Genomic DNA, 18083 nt, shown 5'->3' with positions numbered 1-18083 from the left:
TCCTGTTTGCTGGTCGCTCGCCTGCGGGGCGTTCCTGTCGGTGACGAGACGCCCCTTCGGCTCGCTCTTGCCTCTGCGATCCGGATCTGACGCCGACCATTGTGGACCGCCGCACTGACAACCGGGACAAGGACCCGGTCTCTGACGTCCGCCGCGCCGTCCGGGCCCGGCACAGCGGGTCACTCGATCTCGCTCTGCGCGTACGCGCAGCGGGAACTTCACCAGCGCTCCGCACGCTTGCATACAGTGGCAGGACCGGCAGGAATCCGCGGTCGGACGACCGCACCGCGATCGAAGGGACGTACATGCCCATGGGTCACACGGCCACAGCCCAGGCAGGCTCCGGGGGCCTGACAGCGACCGAGCACCGCCTGGCCAACGGCCTGCGCGTGGTGCTCTCCGAGGACCACTTGACCCCGGTCGCGGCGGTGTGCCTCTGGTACGACGTCGGCTCGCGCCACGAAGTCAAGGGGCGTACCGGCCTGGCTCACCTTTTCGAGCATCTGATGTTCCAGGGTTCCGCCCAGGTGAAGGGCAACGGCCACTTCGAGTTCGTCCAGGGCGCGGGCGGCTCGCTGAACGGCACCACCAGCTTCGAGCGCACCAACTATTTCGAGACCATGCCCGCCCACCAGCTGGAGCTCGCGCTCTGGCTGGAGGCCGACCGGATGGGCTCCCTGCTGACCGCCCTCGACGACGAGTCGATGGAGAACCAGCGCGACGTCGTCAAGAACGAGCGCCGCCAGCGCTACGACAACGTCCCCTACGGCACCGCTTTCGAGAAGCTGACCGCCCTCGCCTACCCGGAGGGCCACCCCTACCACCACACCCCGATCGGCTCGATGGCCGACCTGGACGCGGCGACCCTGGAGGACGCGCGCGCGTTCTTCCGGACCTACTACGCGCCGAACAACGCCGTGCTCTCCGTGGTCGGCGACATCGACCCGGAGCAGACCCTGGCCTGGGTCGAGAAGTACTTCGGCTCCATTCCCGGCCACGACGGCAAGCACCCGCCCCGGGACGGCTCGCTGCCGGAGACCATCGGCGAGCAGCTGCGCGAGGTCGTCGAGGAGGAGGTCCCGGCGCGCGCCCTGATGGCCGCCTACCGGCTGCCGCACGACGGCACACGCGCGTGCGACGCGGCCGACCTGGCCCTCACCGTCCTCGGCGGCGGCGAGTCCTCCCGGCTCTACAACCGCCTGGTACGACGGGACCGTACGGCCGTGGCGGCCGGCTTCGGTCTGCTGCGGCTCGCCGGGGCGCCGTCCCTGGGCTGGCTGGACGTGAAGACGTCCGGTGACGTGGAGGTGCCGGTCATCGAGACCGCCATCGACGAGGAGCTCGCCCGGTTCGCCGAGGAGGGCCCCACGGCCGAGGAGATGGAGCGCGCCCAGGCCCAGTTGGAGCGCGAGTGGCTGGACCGGCTCGGCACGGTCTCCGGCCGGGCGGACGAACTGTGCCGGTACGCCGTGCTGTTCGGCGACCCGCAGCTCGCCCTGACCGCCGTACAGCGCGTGCTGGAGGTCACTGCGGAGGAGGTCCAGGAGGTCGCCAAGGCCCGCCTGCGGCCCGACAACCGCGCGGTGCTCGTCTACGAGCCCGTAGCCGACGAGACCGGCGAGGACGCCGACGACGACACCGCAGCCGCGGCCACGAACGAGAACGAGGAGGCGGCCAAGTGACCGAGCTCGCCACAATGGACTTCCACCCGCAGCCGCAGGCGGGCGACGCCAAGCCGTGGGCCTTCCCGGCCCCCGAGCGCGGCACGCTCGACAACGGCCTCACGGTGCTGCGCTGCCACCGCCCCGGCCAGCAGGTCGTCGCCGTGGAGGTGCTGCTGGACGCGCCCCTGGACGCCGAGCCGGCCGGCCTCGACGGTGTGGCCACGATCATGGCGCGGGCCTTCTCCGAGGGCACCGACAAGCACTCCGCCGAGGAGTTCGCCGCCGAGCTGGAGCGCGCGGGGGCCACCCTCGACGCGCACGCCGACCACCCGGGCGTCCGGCTCAGCCTGGAGGTGCCGGCCTCCCGGCTCGCCAAGGGGCTCAACCTGATCGCCGACGCCCTCAGGGCGCCCGCGTTCGCGGACAGCGAGGTCGAGCGGCTGGTCACCAACCGTCTCGACGAGATCCCGCACGAGCTGGCCAACCCCGCCCGCCGTGCCGCCAAGGAGCTCTCCAAGGAGCTGTTCCCGGCGGGCTCGCGCATGTCGCGGCCCCGGCAGGGCACCGAGGAGACGGTCGCCACGATCGACTCCGCGGCCGTACGCGGCTACTACGAGAAGCACGTCCGCCCGGCGACGGCCACCGCCGTGGTCGTCGGCGACCTCACCGGCATCGACCTCGACGTGCTGCTCGGCGACACGCTGGGCGCCTGGACCGGCTCCTCGGCCGAGCCGCGGCCGGTGCCGCCGGTGACCGCCGACGACACGGGCCGGGTCGTCATCGTGGACCGCCCCGGCGCCGTCCAGACGCAGCTGCTGATCGGCCGGATCGGCTCGGACCGGCACGACCGCGTCTGGCCCGCCCAGGTGCTCGGCACGTACTGCCTCGGCGGCACCCTCACCTCCCGCCTGGACCGCGTCCTGCGCGAGGAGAAGGGCTACACCTACGGCGTGCGGGCGTTCGCCCAGGTCCTCAGGTCCGCCCCGGACGGGACCGGTGCCGCGATGCTCGCCATCAGCGGCTCCGTGGACACCCCCAACACCGGCCCCGCCCTCGAGGACCTCTGGACGGTGCTGCGCACCCTCGCCGCCGAGGGGCTGACCGACGCCGAGCGGGACGTCGCCGTGCAGAACCTGGTCGGCGTGGCGCCGCTCAAGTACGAGACGGCGGCGGCCGTCGCGAGCACGCTGGCGGACCAGGTCGAGCAGCACCTGCCCGACGACTACCAGGCCGCGCTGTACCGGCAGCTCGCCGCGACCGGCACCGTGGAGGCCACCGCGGCGGCCGTCAGCGCCTTCCCGGGGGACCGTCTGGTGACCGTCCTCGTCGGCGACGCGGCGCAGATCAAGGGCCCGGTGGAGGCCCTCGGCATCGGCGAAGTCACCGTCGTCACCGCCGAGTAGCGGGAAGCGAGCGGCACGCGCGCGTAGGGGCCCTGGTTGTCTTCTAAGGCACCAGGGCTCCCTTATGCCCGAATTGATGTGGGAGTTGCCTGTCTGCCCTGTGGGATGCGCTACAAAAGCCTGGATCCGTTTGGGAATTGAAAGTGGCGCCGCTTAGCGTCGTCCGGGCTGTTCGTCAGGCAGTGCGCCGCACCCGCGGCACCGGACAGTCATCGCCGAGTCCCCGTACGGCGCGAGCCAGGGGAGCCGGGGACCCACCGTAGTCCCTGGGGTGAATCGGACGCCCGCGCGAGTCGCGAGGGGGTCCGTAGGAGACCTTCCTGCTCCGAACCCGTCAGCTAACCCGGTAGGCGAGAGGGAAGGAAAGGACCAGCCACCACATGGCGTTCACGCGCGCCACCGGGAAGCACCGTCGTCCCAGCCGGATCCAGCGCCGCACGGCCCGCGCCGCGGGTGTCGCGGCCCTCGCCACCACCGGTGTCGTCGGCGCCGTGGCCGCCCCGGCCTTCGCCGCGGAGCCCGCCGCCGAGCAGACGGGCCTCACCCCGGTCGTCACCATGGGCGACACCGTGGCCCAGAAGATCGACGCCCAGGCCGTCGCCCAGAAGCAGGCGGCCGAAGAGGCCATCGCCAAGAAGAAGGCCGAGGAGGCCGCCCGCGAGCGCGCCGCCGAGGCGGCCAAGGAGGCCAAGGAGCGGGCCGAGAAGGTCCGCGAGGCCAAGGAGCGCGCCGCCCGCGAGGCCGAGCGTAAGCGTCTCAACACCTTCGTCTCCCCGATCTCCGGCTCGTACGTCTCCACCGGCTACAAGTCCGGCGGCGCCGTCTGGTCCTCCGGCAGCCACACCGGTGTCGACTTCCACGCCTCCAGCGGCACGGCCGTCCACTCGGTCGGCATGGGCGAGGTCGTCGAGGCCGGCTGGGGCGGTTCCTACGGCAACCAGGTCGTGATCAAGATGAACGACGGGACGTACACCCAGTACGGCCACCTGTCGTCCAGCAGCGTCTCGGTGGGCCAGAAGGTCACCCCCGGCCAGCAGATCGGCCTGTCCGGCGCGACCGGCAACGTCACCGGCCCGCATCTGCACTTCGAGGCCCGCACCGGCCCCGAGTACGGCTCCGACATCGACCCCGTCGCCTACCTCCGCTCGCACGGTGTGAACGTCTGAACATCCGACGGCGACTGTTCTTCCCGAAAGCCCCGGCTCCCTGAGCCGGGGCTTTCGGCGTTCGCCGCGACCGGCGTTCGTCACGGCTGCCGACTGTCCAAAAAATATCCCTGATTTCCTGCCTGCCGTCGGAAATTCCGGCTCATTGCAATAGAGTCACGGAACACGCGTCACCAGTCGACGTTTCACGGGGATTAATGGGGAGGTCGGTCATGCGTATTCCCGCGCACTCGGTGTGCACGGCCATCCGGGACGACATCGTCGCGGGTGTCTACGAGCGTGGCGGCCGGCTCACCGAGGAACTCCTCGCGCGCCGCTACGGCGTCTCGCGCGTCCCCGTCCGGGAGGCCCTGCGCACCCTGGAGGCCGAGGGCTTCGTGGTCACCCGGCGGCACGCGGGCGCGTGTGTCGCCGAACCCACCGAGCAGGAGGCCGCCGACCTGCTGGAGATGCGCATGCTGCTGGAGCCGCTGGGCGCCGCCCGCGCCGCCCAGCGTCGCACCGAGGCCCATCTGAAGGTGCTGCGCGGCCTGGTCAGGCTCGGCCAGGAGCGCGCCCGCCGGGGCAACAGCGACGACCTGCGCTCGCTGGGCGGCTGGTTCCACGAGACGCTGGCCCAGGCCTCCGGCAGCCCCGCGCTGACCTCGATGCTCACCCAGCTCCGGCACAAGATCGCCTGGATGTACGCCGTGGAGGCACCGGCCGGACCCGTGGAGTGCTGGGCCGAGCACGGCGCGATCGTGGACGCGGTGGCGCGCGGGGACGGCGAGCGCGCGCGGGCGGTCACGGCGCTGCACACCGAGCGCGCGACGGCCGCGCACCGGTTGCGTTTCGGTTCGGCGGGGGAGCGCGCCGAGCGTGTGAGGAACTCGCAACATGCCGTAAACACGGCAAGCCTGCGGCATTAACACAGGAGCCGTATACAAAGAGTGGGTAATTCGCGGGGGATTATTTCTGCTGCCCGCCGACGGGAAATGCACCGGAAAGGCGAAGAGCTCGCCCGAGGAATTCGGACGAGCTCTTCAGTGTGCGCCGGTTCGGGCGCGGGGAAATACTCAGACGGTCTCGGGCAGTTCCTCCAGGCCCTCGGAGACCAGCTTGGCCAGCCGGTCCAGGGCGGCGTCCGCGCCCTCGGCGTCGGAGGCGAGGACGATCTCCTCGCCGCCCTGGGCGCCCAGGCCGAGGACGGCCAGCATGGAGGCCGCGTTGACGGGGTTGCCGTCGGCCTTGGCGATCGTCACCGGGACGCCTGCGGCCGTGGCGGCTCGGACGAAGATGGAAGCGGGGCGGGCGTGGAGGCCCTCGGCCCAGCCGACGTTGACGCGGCGCTCAGCCATGTGTTGCTGCCCTTCGGTGTTCAGGGTTGTCTAGACCAGTTTCCCATAACGTGAAGCTGTGCCGGAGCGGCCCTGCTGACCGCCCCGGGGTGCCGTCGGATCGCGGCCTCGACCCGACTGACGCCCTCCACAGACTGCCTCGCGTCCGCTGTCGGACGCTAGCCGTACTCTGGGGCCCATGCAGACCTCGCCGGACCGGCACGAGTATCCCGCCCACTGGGAAGCCGACGTGGTGCTGCGCGACGGCGGTACCGCGCGCATCCGGCCCATCACCGTTGATGACGCCGATCGTCTGGTCAGCTTCTACGAGCAGGTCTCCGACGAGTCGAAGTACTACCGCTTCTTCGCGCCGTACCCTCGCCTGTCCGCCAAGGACGTCCACCGCTTCACGCACCACGACTTTGTGGACCGGGTGGGACTCGCGGCCACGGTCGGCGGCGAGTTCATCGCCACCGTACGCTACGACCGGATCGGCGCCGACGGAACTCCCGCGTCGGCACCGGCCGACGAGGCCGAGGTCGCCTTCCTCGTCCAGGACGCCCACCAGGGCCGCGGCGTCGCCTCCGCCCTGCTGGAGCACATCGGCGCCGTCGCCCGCGAGCGCGGCATCCGCCGCTTCGCCGCCGAGGTGCTGCCCGCCAACAACAAGATGATCAAGGTGTTCACGGACGCCGGCTACACCCAGAAGCGCAGCTTCGAGGACGGCGTGGTCCGTCTGGAGTTCGACCTCGAACCCACCGACCGCTCCCTCGCCGTGCAGTACGCGCGCGAGCACCGCGCCGAGGCCCGGTCCGTGCAGCGGCTGCTCGCGCCCGGCTCGGTCGCCGTCATCGGCGCCGGGCGCACACCGGGCGGCGTGGGCCGCAGTGTCCTGGGCAACATCCGCGACGCCGGGTTCACCGGCCGTCTGTACGCCGTGAACAAGGCCCTCCCCGAGGACCAGAAGGAACTCGACGGGGTGCCCGCCCACCGCTCGGTGCGCGACATCGACGGCCCGGTCGACGTCGCGGTCGTCGCCGTACCGGCCGAGCACGTCCCCGAGGTCGTCAACGAGTGCGGCGAGCACGGTGTGCAGGGGCTCGTCGTGGTCTCCGCCGGGTACGCCGAGAGCGGCCTCGACGGGCGCGAGAACCAGCGCGCACTCGTGCGGCACGCGCGCACGTACGGCATGCGGATCATCGGCCCGAACGCCTTCGGCGTCATCAACACCTCCCCGCGGGTACGGCTCAACGCCTCCCTCGCCCCCGAGACGCCCCGCCCGGGCCGGATCGGCCTGTTCGCCCAGTCCGGCGCCATCGGCATCGCCCTGCTGTCCCGGCTGCACCGCCGCGGCGGCGGCGTCACGGGCGTGACCGGCGTCTCCACCTTCGTCTCCTCCGGCAACCGGGCCGACGTCTCCGGCAACGACGTACTCCAGTACTGGTACGAGGACCCCGACACCGACGTCGTCCTCATGTACCTGGAGTCCATCGGCAACCCCCGTAAGTTCACCCGCCTCGCCCGCCGGACGGCCGCGGCGAAGCCGCTGGTCGTGGTCCAGGGCGCGCGGCACGGAGCCGCACCCCAGGGGCATGCCGTCCGGGCGACCCGGTTGCCGCACGAGACCGTCTCGGCCCTGCTGCGGCAGGCCGGCGTCATCCGCGTCGACACCATCACCGACCTGGTGGACGCGGGCCTGCTCCTCGCCCGCCAGCCCCTGCCGGCCGGACCCCGGGTGGCGATCCTCGGCAACTCCGAGTCGCTCGGCCTGCTCACCTACGACGCCTGCCTCGCCGAGGGCCTGAGGCCCCACCCCCCGCAGGACCTGACCACGGCGGCCTCCGCGGCGGACTTCCACGCGGCCCTCTCGCGCGCACTGGCCGACGACCGGTGCGACGCGGTCGTCGTGACGGCCATACCGGCGGTGGGCGAGGTCTCGGTCGCGGACGCGGCCCTCGCCGAGGCTCTGAGGTCGGCATCGGCCGCCGCCCCGGCCAAGCCCGTCCTGGTCGTGCACGTGGAGCTGGGCGGTCTGGCCGAGGCCCTGTCGGCGGCGGCGAGCACCGCACCCCAAGCGGAGTCGGGCATCCCGCCGCAAACCGCCCCGCGCCCGTCGCCCACCGAAGAGCGACCCCCCGCGGTCGAGGCCCCCGAAGGCGCCCACCTCATCCCCGCCTACCCCGCCGCCGAACGCGCCGTCCGCGCCCTCGCCCAGGCCGTCACCTACGCGCAGTGGCGGCGCGACGCCGCCGACCCCGGCAGGGTGCCCGAGTACGACGACATCGACCCGCGGGGCGCCGCCACGCTGATCGACGGGCTGCTCGCGCGCGGGCAGGGACTCACACTCGGCGCGGAAGAGACCTGCGACCTGCTCGGCCACTACGGCATCCACGTCCACCGCGCCCTGCCCGCCCCGACCCCCGACGCCGCCGTCGAGGCCGCCCGCACCCTCGGCTACCCCGTGGCCCTCAAGGCCACCGCCCCGCACCTGCGCCACCGCGCCGACCTGGGCGGAGTCCGCCTCGACCTCGCGGACGAGGACCAACTGCGACGCTCGTACACCGAGTTGACCGAGCTGTTCGGCGCACCGGACGAGCTGCGCCCCGTGGTGCAGCGGATGGCGCCGCGCGGCGTGGACGTCGTCGTCCGGGCCGTCATCGACCCCGCGGCCGGAGCCGTGCTCTCCTTCGGGCTCGCCGGCGCCGCCTCACAGCTCCTCGGGGACACGGCCCACCGGCTGATCCCGGTCACCGACCGGGAGGCGGGCTCCCTGGTGCGGTCGATCCGCACCGCACCCCTGCTGTTCGGCTGGCGCGGCTCCGCACCGGCCGACACCCGCGCCCTGGAGGAACTGCTGCTGCGCGTGTCCCGGCTGGTGGACGACCACCCCGAGGTCGTCGCGGTCACCCTGGAGCCGGTCGTCGTCGCCTCGCACGGCCTGAGCGTCCTCGGCGCCTCCGTCCGCCTGGCGACCCCGCCCGCCCGCGACGACCTCGGCCCGCGGACCCTCCCCGCGTACTGACAGGGGGCGAGCTGTGCCTCGCAGTCAGTGGGCCCCCGTAGGATGGGCGTCATGGCCAAGACCAGTACGACGACCCAGGGGCTGCGGGCGGCGATCGAGCGCAGCGGCTACTACCCGGCCCTCGTGGCCGAGGCGGTGGAGGCCGCCGTGGGCGGCGAGCCCATGCGGTCGTACCTGGTCCACCAGGAAACGACGTTCGACCAGAACGAGGTGCGGCGGCACGTGACGGTGCTCGTCCTCACCGACAACCGCTTCATCGTCAGCCACACCGACGAGCAGGCCGCCGACAGCACCTCCCCGACGCCGTACGCCACGACGTCGACGGAGTCCGTGAAGATCGGCCGCATCTCGTCGATCGTGGTCAGCCGGGTCGTCGCCAACCCCGAGTCGTACAAGCCGGGCACCCTGCCCCGCGAGGTCGTCCTCACCATCGGCTGGGGCGCCGTCTCCCGCATCGACCTGGAGCCGGCCGCCTGCGGCGATCCCAACTGCGAGGCGGACCACGGCTACACCGGCAACTCGACGGCGGACGACCTCAGCCTGCGCGTCAGCGAGGCCGGGGACGGACCGGAGACCGTGCGCCAGGCACTCGCCTTCGCGCAGGCCCTCTCCGAGGCGACCGCGGACACCACCCGCTGATGGCACAGCCCGACACGGTCTGGGACCACCACCCCGAACCGCTCGCCGTCTCCTCCGCGCCGGTCCCCGAGTACGGCAGCGGCTCCCTCGCCGACCTGCTGCCCACCCTGGCCGCCGGCCTCGACGTGCCGGGGATGAACGCCGCGATCTCCGAGCTGACCCCCGCCGACCGGAACTGCGTGTTCCTGATCGACGGCCTCGGCTGGGAGCAGCTCAGGGCGCACCCCGAGGACGCCCCGTTCATGACGTCCCTGCTCGCCACCTCGCGCGGCGGCACCGGGCGCCCGCTCACCGCCGGCTACCCGGCGACCACCGCGACCTCCCTCGCCTCCGTCGGCACCGGCCTGCCGCCCGGCGCGCACGGCCTGCCCGGCTACACCGTGCGCAACCCGGACACCGGCGAGCTGATGAACCAGCTCCGCTGGCAGCCGTGGGCCCCGCCCGGCCCCTGGCAGCCCTACCCGACGGTCTTCCAGTTGGCGCACGAGGCGGGTGTGCACGCCGCGCAGGTGTCGTCCCCGACCTTCGAGAACACCCCGCTGACCAAGGTCGCGCTCAGCGGCGGACGGTTCCTCGGGCGGCTGCCCGGCGAGGACCGCGTCGACCTGGCGGCCGAGCAACTGGCCGCCGGTGACCGCTCCCTGGTCTACACGTACTTCGCCGAGGTCGACGGCGCCGGCCACCGCTTCGGCGTCGACTCCGACGCCTGGCGCGGCCAGCTCATGTACGCCGACCGCCTGGTCCAGCGCCTCGCCGAGCAACTGCCGCCCCGCAGCGCCCTCTACGTCACCGCCGACCACGGCATGATCGACGTGCCCTTCGACGAGCAGCACCGCATCGACTTCGACGAGGACTGGGAGCTGAGCGCCGGAGTCGCCCTGCTCGGCGGCGAGGGCCGCGCCCGGCATGTCTACGCGGTACCCGGTGCCGCCAACGACGTCCTGACCTGCTGGCGCGAGGTGCTCGGCGAGCAGTTCTGGGTCGCCTCACGCGACGAGGCCATCGCGGCGGGCTGGTTCGGCCCGCGGATCGACGAGCGCGTGTACGGCCGCATCGGCGACGTGGTCGCCGCCGCCCGGGACGATGTCCTGATCATCGCCTCCGAGCGGGAGCCGAACGAGTCGGCGATGGTCGGCAACCACGGTTCGATGACCCCTGCCGAGCAGCTGGTCCCCCTGCTCGAAGTACGCTCCTGACGTCCCGCCACATCCCCGCTTCACCGAAAGGTGCTCACCTTCCCATGCCCGAGCTGGTGTTCTTCTCCGGAACGATGGACTGCGGGAAGTCGACCCTGGCTCTCCAGATCGAGCACAACCGCTCGGCGCGCGGCCTCGCGGGCATGATCTTCTCGCGCGACGACCGCGCCGGCGAGGGCAAGCTGTCCTCGCGCCTCGGCCTCGTCACGGACGCGGTGGAGGTCGGGGACGGGCAGGACCTCTATGCCTACCTCGTCGACCACCTCTCGCAGGGCGGCCGCGCGGACTATGTGATCGCCGACGAGGCGCAGTTCCTCGCGCCGGAGCAGATCGACCAACTCGCGCGCGTGGTCGACGACCTGAGCCTCGACGTCTACGCCTTCGGTATTACGACGGACTTCCGCTCCAAGCTGTTCCCCGGCTCCCAGCGGCTGGTGGAACTGGCCGACCGGGTCGAGGTGCTCCAGGTCGAGGCCCTGTGCTGGTGCGGCGCCCGCGCCACGCACAACGCCCGCACCATAGGCGGGGCCATGGTCGTCGAGGGCGCCCAGGTGGTCGTCGGCGACGTCACCCACTCCGCCGACGAGGTCGGCTACGAGGTCCTGTGCCGCCGCCACCACCGCCGCCGGATGACCGCCGCGACGGCCCACGCGGCGGCCCTGTCCCCGGACGTGCTGCCGATGTCCTCGGCCTGACCGCCCCGGCGGTACGTCAGCGCTGCAGCACGGCGAACCGCGCCCCCTCCGGATCCGCCACCGTCGCCACCCGGCCGTGTGCGGTGTCATGGGCCGGCTTGAGGACGTGCCCGCCCAGATGGACGAGATGGTCCAGCGTGTCGTCGACGTCGGCGACCTGGAAGTACGTCACCCAGTGCGGCCCCCGGTCGCGGGGCAGGGCCTGCCCCAGGCCGTGGATGCCGGCGACGGGCTCGCCGTCCCGGAGCAGGGTCACGTAGTCGAAGTCGGCGGAGACCACCGGCTCCTCCTCGTAGCCGAACACCGTCTGGTAGAACTTGGCGACGCTCGCCGACTCGAAGGTCAGCAGCTCGTTCCAGACGGGCGTCCCGGGGACGCCCGAGACCGCCGTGCCGAGGTGCGCGGCGGCCTGCCAGACGCCGAAGACCGCGCCAGCGGGGTCGGAGCCGATCGCGAGGCGGCCGGCGTCGGAGGCATCCAGCGGGCCGACCCCGATCGTGCCGCCGCGGCTGCGCACCATGCCGGCCGTCAAGTCCGCGTTCCGGGAGGCGAAGTAGGGGGTCCACGCGATGGGCAGCTGACGGTCGGGCGGAAGCCGGCCGAGGCCCGCGACCTCACGCCCGTCCAGCAGCGCCCGCACATACGGGCCGAGTTGCTGGGGGCCCGGCCGGAACTCCCAGCCGAACAGAGCCCCGTAGAACTCCTCGGTCGCGGCCAGCCCGTGCACCATCAGGCTCACCCAGCAGGGTGTGCCGGGTGTGTGCCGAGCGGGCGCTTCGCCGGTCGGGCCGGTGGACTCCCGTGCGTCGGTCATCGTCACTCTCTTCTCGGCCTCGCGGTGGCCGTGCTCTCCGCAGCCCTCGTGGGGCCCGCCCTGTGGGGCGAGCCGTGTCCGGGAGAATGCCCGATGTGAGGGGCGCTTTCCCCGGCGGCGCGCTTGTCAGCACGTGTCGTTCAGCTGTACAGCATGTGCTCGTCCCCGTACGCCACGTGATCGTCCCGGTCCGGCCGAGCAGAGTAGCCGGACACGGACGGCTCGGCCACCCCCGTGCGCGAGGATGGGGCCATGAACGCCATCATCTCCGCATCCGACCTCGCGAACGATCTGATGGGCGCGGGCCCGCCGGTCCTGCTCGACGTCCGCTGGCAGCTCACCGCGGCCAGGGCAGCGGGTGAGCCGCCGTACGACGGCCGGGCCGACTACGAGAGGGGGCACCTGCCCGGGGCCGTCTTCGTCGACCTGGACCGGGAGTTGGCCTCCGCGCCGGGCAAGGGCGGCCGGCATCCACTGCCCGGCCTCGAGCACTTCGGCGCCGCGATGCGCCGGGCGGGCGTGTCGTCCGGAACGCCGGTCGTCGTCTACGACGGCGGACAGGGCTGGGCGGCCGCCCGGGCGTGGTGGATGCTGCGCTGGACGGGTCACCCGGACGTGCGGGTCCTCGACGGCGGGTTGCCGTCCTGGGAGGGGGCGTTGGAGAAGTCCGTGCCCGCCCCCGCGGAGGGCGACTTCGTGCCCGAGCCCGGGGCGGGGCTGCTCGACGCCGACGCCGCCGCGGAGTTGGCGCGGTCCGGGGTGCTGCTGGACGCGCGGGCGGGGGAGCGGTACCGGGGAGAGGTGGAGCCGATCGACCCGGTGGCCGGGCACATTCCGGGCGCGCTGTCGGCGCCCACCACCGAGAACGTGGGGGCGGACGGGCGCTACCTCCCCGCCCAGGAGCTGCGGGAGCGCTTCAAGGGGCTCGGGGTGTCCGAGGGTTCACGGGTCGGCGTGTACTGCGGCTCGGGCGTGTCCGCGGCCCATGAGGTCCTGGCGCTGGCGGTCGCGGGGATTCCGGCGGAGCTGTATGTGGGGTCGTGGTCGGAGTGGTCCTCGGACCCGGACCGGCCGGTCGCGGTGGGGCCGGATCCCCAGTAGCCCGGCGTGCACAGAGGGCCGCGCCCGGAAGGCGCGGCCCTCATGGCCGTACGGTCGGCGTCAACGCCGTGTGTTCCGGCTGCTCCCCGCTATTCCTGCTTCTTGCGGCGCGTCCCGAACACGATCTCGTCCCAGCTCGGGACGGCGGCTCTGCGACCCGGACGGACGCCGTCGGCCTCGGCCTGGCGGTCGGTGGAGCCGATGAGCCGGTCGCGGTGGCTGCCGACGGAGCGCGGCATGAGGACGTCCGCGTACGCGGAGCCGGCCGAGGCGGCGGGGGCCGGGGGCTCCTCCTCCTCGGGCTCGACGACGAGGGGCTCCTCGTCCTCGGGCTCCGCTACCGGGCGCTCCGGCACCACCAGATCGCCGCGGAAGCTCGGCACCGCCTCCAGCAGGCTGGTCAGCGAGTCCCGCTCGCCCGTCGCGGTCGTGCTCTCCTCGAGCGGTTCGGACGCCTGCGCGGGCAGGGCGGGCCGCTCGCGCTCGACGGGCCGGTCCAGCGGCCGGTCGCGCGGCAGCCGGGCGATCCGCGGGACGAACGGGAAGCTGGGCTCGGGCGCGGCCAGGTCGTCGGTCTCGCCGATGAGCATGCGTGCCTCGTCGTCGACGGCCTGGACGAGCCGCCGGGGCGGGTCGTAGGTCCAGCTCGCCGAGTGCGGCTCGCTCGCGACGCGGTAGACCAGCAGAACCTCCCACGTGCCGTCGTCACGACGCCACGAGTCCCACTGGACGGTGTCCTTGTCGACACCGCGCACCATCAGCCGCTCCTGCACGGCCTCGCCCAGCGGCGGGCCGGAGTTCTCGCCGGGGCGGCGGACCGGGGTCTTGCGGGCCCGCTCGGCCATGAACGCACGCTCGGCGAGCACCGGGCCCTCGAAGCGGCGCACCCGGTCGACGGGGATGCCTGCCATTTGCGCGACCTCTTCCGCGGTCGCGCCGGCTCGTATACGCGCCTGGATGTCGCGGGGGCGGAGATGGCTCTCCACCTCGATCTCGATCTGGCCGAGGCGGGGACGGTCGCCGCGCACGGCGGCGCGGAGCCGTTCGTCGATCGGAAGCGTGTACTCCGTGCTGTCCGCAGCCTTCAGCACCAGCCGTGTGCCGTCATTCGAGACGGCCACGACACGCAGTTCGGGCATGGGGACCTCCCGGGTGGTGCCTGCCGACGTCACGTGCGTCGCTGCTTCCGCTAGTCGAGTGTGGCCTGCCCGGGTGCAGCCTGCCACAACCTTGCCGAGTTGCCCGGCGTGTCGGGCACGGGCCCTGGATCGCCGTTATGGCACGGTTACCTATTCGCAACGCTAAGTGACGAACTCTGTCACCCTGTGCAACTAGCCCCCTCCCGGCGGTCCTTAAAGGCCCCGTACACCCTGGTGGGAGACCGGACCCAGGGCTCGCCACAGTACTCCATTTGGGCCACGTGCGTGGATTGGCACGCCGCCCAACTTCTGACAAGAGGGGGGACTTGGTCGCCCCGTGCCCCCGATTCGTGATCTTGAACGTGGGGAAGTTCACGTAATCACCAGAAACGGAACTATCAGTTTCGGTCGGCCGTCCCCTTCTTGTGCAGTTGAACGACCATGTACGGGAAGGGCAGGCAAGATCCGGGGATGCGTGAAAGGTCCGATGGTGTCGGTGGAGCGAGCGATCCGGAGCCGGAGGGGCGGCGGCGGATCGACCTGAACATGCCGCAGGTCGCGGGCGGCGCCCTCGCGGCGGTCCTGGCCGCCAAACTGGCGTCCTACTTCGGGGTGTACGGGACGATCCTCGGCGCCGGCGTCGTCAGTGTCGTCGCCACCTGTGGCGGCTCCCTCTTCCAGCACTTCTTCAAGCAGACCGGCGAGCAGATCCGCGGCGCCGCGACCGGGCCCGCCAGGCCGGCGGCCGGGCCCGCGGGACAGGCGCCTCCGGCGCCCGGCGAGTTCACCGAGGGCACCGTCTACCGCGCCCGGGCCAGGGGCTGGAAGCGGCCGGTGCTCGCGGCGGCCGTGGTCTTCGGCGTCACGATGGCCGGAATCACCACCTACGAGCTGGCCTCGGGCCACAACCTCAGCGGCGGACGCAGCACGACCGTCGGCGACGCCCTGACCGGAAACACCTCTTCGGGCTCCGGGGGTTCGGGCGGCCGCGGTTCGAGGGACCCCGGGACCGCCGACGACTCCGGCGGCACCGACTCAGGTGGCTCCGAGTCAGGGGGCTCCGAGTCCGGCGCCGACACCGCGACGCCCAGCCCGTCCGGCACGGGCGAGGGCACCGGCACATCGAGGGGAGGGGGCACATCGCCCTCGCCCGGCGAGGACACCGGCACGGCGACCGACCCGGCGCCCACGCCGAGCGACGAGGGGAGTGCGGACCCCGGGAGCACCACCCCCAGCGCGTCGCCTACGCCCCCAGAACCCGCCGCAAGTAGTCGTTCTGGAACCGCCGATCAGGGTCGAGACGGTCCCGCAGCTCCGTGAACTCGCCGAAGCGCGGATACACCCGGGAGAAGTACTCGGCGTCCCTGGTGTGGACCTTGCCCCAGTGCGGACGGCCCTCGTGGGCGGTGAGGATGCGCTCGGCCGCGGTGAAGTACCGCTGGTAGGGCGTGCCCTGGAACATATGGACGGCGATGTACGCGGTGTCGCGGCCCGAGGCGGTGGACAGCGTGATGTCGTCGGCGGGAGCGGTGCGCACCTCGACGGGGAAGCTGACCCTCAGGCCCGAGCGGTCGACCATGGCCTTCAGCTCGCGCAGCGCGTCCGCGACGGCCGCGCGCTGTACGGCGTACTCCATCTCCACGAAGCGCACCCGGCGCGGAGACGTGAAGACCTTGTAAGGGATGTCGGTGTAGCTCCGCGCGGACAGCGCCTTGCTGGAGATCTGCGCGATCGCGGGGATCGTGGCGGGCACCGCGCGGCCGACCCAGTTGGCCACCTGGAAGACGCCGTTGGAGAGGAACTCGTCCTCGAACCAGCCCTGGAGCTGCGGCACGGGCTTCTCCGGGCCCGCGCTGCGGTTGTTGCGCTTGGTGTTGGTGCTGCCGGTGTGCGGGAACCAGTAGAACTCGAAGTGCTCGTTCTCGGCCCAGAGTTCCTCGAAGTCGGCGAGGACCCTGTCGAACGGCATCGGTTCCTCGCGGGCCGTGAGCAGGAAGACCGGCTCGACGGCGAACGTGATCGCGGTGACGATGCCCAGCGCCCCGAGGCCGATACGGGCCGCCGCGAAGACCTCCGGGTTCTCCTTCTCGGAGCAGCTGAGGACCGAGCCGTCCGCGGTGACCAGTTCCAGTCCCCGGATCTGGGCGGCGATCGAGGCGGAGTCGCGGCCCGTGCCGTGCGTGCCCGTGCTCGTGGCGCCGGAGACGGTCTGCTCCATGATGTCGCCCATGTTGGTGAGCGACAGGCCCTCACGCGCGAGGGCCATGTTGAGCCTCTTGAGCGGGGTGCCCGCCTCCACCGTGACCGTCATGGCATCGCGATCAATACCGCGTATGCCGGTCAACAGTTGAGGGCGGATCAATACGCCGTCCGTCGCGGCTATGGACGTGAAGGAATGTCCCGTGCCGACGGCCTTCACCCTCAGTCCGTCCTCGGCGGCCTGCCGCACGGCGGCGGCCAGCTCGTCGACGGATGCCGGGGTGACCTGCCGCGCGGGACGCGCGGAGACGTTGCCGCCCCAGTTACGCCACGTGCCGTTCTTTCCGTTCGCTGTGCTGCTCAACGGAGCCTCCCCGACCCGGAGCCGGCCGCTTGAGCCGGCGGAATCCCAGGAAACCCACCGCGACCGCGACGGCTCCGGCCACCACCGGAACCCCGTACCCGGCACGTGCCCCGGCCGCGTCGATCACCCAGCCGGCCGCGGAGGAGCCGAGTGCGACTCCCACCGCGAGCCCGGTGCTCACCCAGGTCATGCCCTCGGTGAGCTGCGCACGTGGTACGTGCTCTTCGATGAGGGACATCGTCGTGACCATCGTCGGAGCGACGGACAGACCCGCAACGAACAGCGCCACGGCCAGAAACGGCAAGTTTCCGACCAGTAGGAGGGGGATCATACTCACGGCCATGGCGCACACGCCCAGCAACCACCGACGTTCCGGCGCCCCGGCGAAGTGCAGCAGCCCGAAGATCATGCCCGCCAGGCAGGAACCCGCCGCGTACAGCGCGAGGACGATGCTCGCGGCGGCCTTGTGTCCCTCCTCGTCGGCGAAGGCCACGGTGACCACGTCGACCGACCCGAAGATCGCCCCGGTCGCCACGAACGTGGCCACCAGGACCTGAAGACCCCCCGCGCGGATCGCCGAACCGCCGCCGCCGTGCCGCTCGCGCGGGTGAGGCTCGGGCTCGGTGGCGCGCTGCGCGGTCAGCCAGAAGACGCCGGCCGCCAGGAAGCAGGCGGCGAGCAGCGGACCGGCCTCCGGGAACCAGGCCGTGGACAGGCCGATGGAGATGATCGGCCCGAAGACGAAGCACACCTCGTCCACCACGGACTCGAAGGAGTACGCCGTGTGCAGGTGCGGCGTGCCCCGGTACAGGGCCGCCCAGCGGGCCCGGATCATCGCGCCGACGCTCGGCACGCAGCCGATGCCGGCGCAGGCCACGAACAGCACCCAGTCCGGCCACCCGTAGTGCGCGGCGAACAGCAGCACGGTCGCGGCGGCCAGCGAGATCAGGGTCGCCGGGCGCAGCACCCGCCGCTGTCCGTACTGATCGACCAGCCGGGAGACCTGCGGCCCGGCCACCGCGGCGGAGAGCGCGATGGTCGCCGAAAGCGCGCCGGCCAGCCCGTAGCGCCCGGTGAGCTGCGAGATCATCGTGACCACGCCGATGCCCATCATCGACACCGGGATGCGACCGAGGAAGCCCGCGGCGGAGAAACCCTTGGAGCCTGGGGCTGCGAACAGAGCGCGGTAAGGGCTGGGCAACGGGTTCTCCGAAGGGCTCAGTAAGCTGCGAACGCAGTCGACACAGCTTACGCCCGGAGCGGATCGTTCCACCCGGGCGGACTCAGCCCCGGATCCGTCCCGGCCCGGCTGCCGCGCGGGTGTCACCCCGCCGTTTCCCGGGTGTCAGTGCAGGGTGGCAGGAT

15 protein-coding genes and 1 riboswitch are annotated in these 18083 nt (G+C 72.3%); of the genes, 10 read left to right on the top strand and 5 right to left on the bottom strand.

All coding sequences use genetic code 11. From position 1 onward, the window contains the following. The first annotated feature begins 311 nt into the window (after nt 1-311). From KJK29_RS08520 to KJK29_RS08505, 4 genes are all read left to right on the top strand, one after another. The gene (locus tag KJK29_RS08520; protein WP_215124206.1) at nt 312-1682 is read left to right on the top strand and encodes a M16 family metallopeptidase; all 1371 of its coding nucleotides are present in this window, start codon (nt 312-314) and stop codon (nt 1680-1682) included. Continuing rightward, nucleotides 1679-3067, top strand: a complete 1389-nt coding sequence (locus KJK29_RS08515) for a M16 family metallopeptidase (RefSeq protein ID WP_215118105.1) — start codon at nt 1679-1681, stop codon at nt 3065-3067. The genes KJK29_RS08520 and KJK29_RS08515 overlap by 4 nt, the downstream gene beginning before the upstream one ends. 203 nt (nt 3068-3270) lie before the next feature. Then, a riboswitch (cyclic di-AMP (ydaO/yuaA leader) is annotated at nt 3271-3435 on the top strand. 12 nt (nt 3436-3447) lie between these two features. Further along, nucleotides 3448-4233: a M23 family metallopeptidase gene (locus tag KJK29_RS08510; RefSeq protein ID WP_215118104.1), complete on the top strand. Its 786-nt coding sequence runs from the start codon at nt 3448-3450 to the stop codon at nt 4231-4233. A gap of 212 nt (nt 4234-4445) precedes the next feature. After that, the gene (locus tag KJK29_RS08505) at nt 4446-5141 is read left to right on the top strand and encodes a GntR family transcriptional regulator (protein ID WP_215118103.1); all 696 of its coding nucleotides are present in this window, start codon (nt 4446-4448) and stop codon (nt 5139-5141) included. A gap of 147 nt (nt 5142-5288) precedes the next feature. Here KJK29_RS08505 and KJK29_RS08500 read toward each other — a convergent pair whose 3' ends face one another. Further along, nucleotides 5289-5570 carry an HPr family phosphocarrier protein gene (locus KJK29_RS08500; protein ID WP_003993478.1) on the bottom strand — a complete coding sequence of 94 codons (282 nt, stop codon included), beginning with the start codon at nt 5568-5570 and terminating at the stop codon, nt 5289-5291. Between the two features lie 178 nt (nt 5571-5748). Between KJK29_RS08500 and KJK29_RS08495 the strand changes: the two genes are divergently transcribed. The 4 genes from KJK29_RS08495 to KJK29_RS08480 are packed head-to-tail and all read left to right on the top strand — an operon-like array spanning nt 5749 to nt 11101. Beyond that, the gene (locus tag KJK29_RS08495) at nt 5749-8571 is read left to right on the top strand and encodes a bifunctional acetate--CoA ligase family protein/GNAT family N-acetyltransferase (RefSeq protein WP_215118102.1); all 2823 of its coding nucleotides are present in this window, start codon (nt 5749-5751) and stop codon (nt 8569-8571) included. 51 nt (nt 8572-8622) lie between these two features. Then, nucleotides 8623-9210 (top strand): DUF5998 family protein, encoded by a 588-nt coding sequence (locus tag KJK29_RS08490; RefSeq protein ID WP_184589709.1) that lies wholly within the window; start codon nt 8623-8625, stop codon nt 9208-9210. Next, on the top strand, nt 9210-10406 hold the full coding sequence (locus KJK29_RS08485; RefSeq protein WP_215118101.1) for an alkaline phosphatase family protein: 1197 nt from the start codon (nt 9210-9212) through the stop codon (nt 10404-10406). The genes KJK29_RS08490 and KJK29_RS08485 overlap by 1 nt, the downstream gene beginning before the upstream one ends. Nucleotides 10407-10450: 44 nt before the next feature. Continuing rightward, the gene (locus KJK29_RS08480) at nt 10451-11101 is read left to right on the top strand and encodes a thymidine kinase (protein WP_215118100.1); all 651 of its coding nucleotides are present in this window, start codon (nt 10451-10453) and stop codon (nt 11099-11101) included. 16 nt (nt 11102-11117) lie between these two features. On the opposite strand, the gene KJK29_RS08475 is transcribed toward KJK29_RS08480, so the two are convergent. Beyond that, nucleotides 11118-11915: a VOC family protein gene (locus KJK29_RS08475; protein ID WP_215118099.1), complete on the bottom strand. Its 798-nt coding sequence runs from the start codon at nt 11913-11915 to the stop codon at nt 11118-11120. A gap of 252 nt (nt 11916-12167) precedes the next feature. On the opposite strand from KJK29_RS08475, the gene KJK29_RS08470 reads away from it, so the two are divergent. Further along, nucleotides 12168-13016 (top strand): sulfurtransferase, encoded by an 849-nt coding sequence (locus KJK29_RS08470; RefSeq protein ID WP_215118098.1) that lies wholly within the window; start codon nt 12168-12170, stop codon nt 13014-13016. A gap of 89 nt (nt 13017-13105) precedes the next feature. On the opposite strand, the gene sepH is transcribed toward KJK29_RS08470, so the two are convergent. Beyond that, entirely contained in the window at nt 13106-14155 is a 1050-nt protein-coding gene (gene sepH / locus KJK29_RS08465) for a septation protein SepH (protein WP_215118097.1), read from the bottom strand. A 471-nt stretch (nt 14156-14626) separates the two neighbouring features. Here sepH and KJK29_RS08460 point away from each other — a divergent pair, with 471 nt between their 5' ends. After that, nucleotides 14627-15475, top strand: a complete 849-nt coding sequence (locus tag KJK29_RS08460; protein WP_215118096.1) for a hypothetical protein — start codon at nt 14627-14629, stop codon at nt 15473-15475. Here KJK29_RS08460 and KJK29_RS08455 read toward each other — a convergent pair. Together KJK29_RS08455 and KJK29_RS08450 are read right to left on the bottom strand one after the other, a co-directional pair. Then, nucleotides 15399-16718 (bottom strand): D-arabinono-1,4-lactone oxidase, encoded by a 1320-nt coding sequence (locus tag KJK29_RS08455; RefSeq protein WP_215118095.1) that lies wholly within the window; start codon nt 16716-16718, stop codon nt 15399-15401. The genes KJK29_RS08460 and KJK29_RS08455 overlap by 77 nt on opposite strands. Next, complete coding sequence (locus tag KJK29_RS08450) at nt 16678-17919, bottom strand: MFS transporter (RefSeq protein ID WP_215118094.1); 1242 nt, start codon at nt 17917-17919, stop codon at nt 16678-16680. The genes KJK29_RS08455 and KJK29_RS08450 overlap by 41 nt, the downstream gene beginning before the upstream one ends. Nucleotides 17920-18083: the final 164 nt, after the last annotated feature.

This window comes from Streptomyces koelreuteriae (assembly GCF_018604545.1).
Classification (GTDB): Bacteria; Actinomycetota; Actinomycetes; order Streptomycetales; family Streptomycetaceae; genus Streptomyces; species Streptomyces koelreuteriae.
Note: the sequence above shows the minus strand (reverse complement) of the source record. Positions and strands in the feature narration are given on the sequence as shown.

Coding starts and splice junctions, on each gene's coding strand:
- KJK29_RS08520 (WP_215124206.1), top strand. CDS start 312: ATGGGTCACACGGCCACAGCCCAGGCAGGCTCCGGGGGCCTGACAGCG.
- KJK29_RS08510 (WP_215118104.1), top strand. CDS start 3,448: ATGGCGTTCACGCGCGCCACCGGGAAGCACCGTCGTCCCAGCCGGATC.
- KJK29_RS08505 (WP_215118103.1), top strand. CDS start 4,446: ATGCGTATTCCCGCGCACTCGGTGTGCACGGCCATCCGGGACGACATC.
- KJK29_RS08500 (WP_003993478.1), bottom strand. CDS start 5,570: ATGGCTGAGCGCCGCGTCAACGTCGGCTGGGCCGAGGGCCTCCACGCC.
- KJK29_RS08495 (WP_215118102.1), top strand. CDS start 5,749: ATGCAGACCTCGCCGGACCGGCACGAGTATCCCGCCCACTGGGAAGCC.
- KJK29_RS08490 (WP_184589709.1), top strand. CDS start 8,623: ATGGCCAAGACCAGTACGACGACCCAGGGGCTGCGGGCGGCGATCGAG.
- KJK29_RS08485 (WP_215118101.1), top strand. CDS start 9,210: ATGGCACAGCCCGACACGGTCTGGGACCACCACCCCGAACCGCTCGCC.
- KJK29_RS08480 (WP_215118100.1), top strand. CDS start 10,451: ATGCCCGAGCTGGTGTTCTTCTCCGGAACGATGGACTGCGGGAAGTCG.
- KJK29_RS08475 (WP_215118099.1), bottom strand. CDS start 11,915: ATGACCGACGCACGGGAGTCCACCGGCCCGACCGGCGAAGCGCCCGCT.
- KJK29_RS08470 (WP_215118098.1), top strand. CDS start 12,168: ATGAACGCCATCATCTCCGCATCCGACCTCGCGAACGATCTGATGGGC.
- sepH (WP_215118097.1), bottom strand. CDS start 14,155: ATGCCCGAACTGCGTGTCGTGGCCGTCTCGAATGACGGCACACGGCTG.
- KJK29_RS08460 (WP_215118096.1), top strand. CDS start 14,627: ATGCGTGAAAGGTCCGATGGTGTCGGTGGAGCGAGCGATCCGGAGCCG.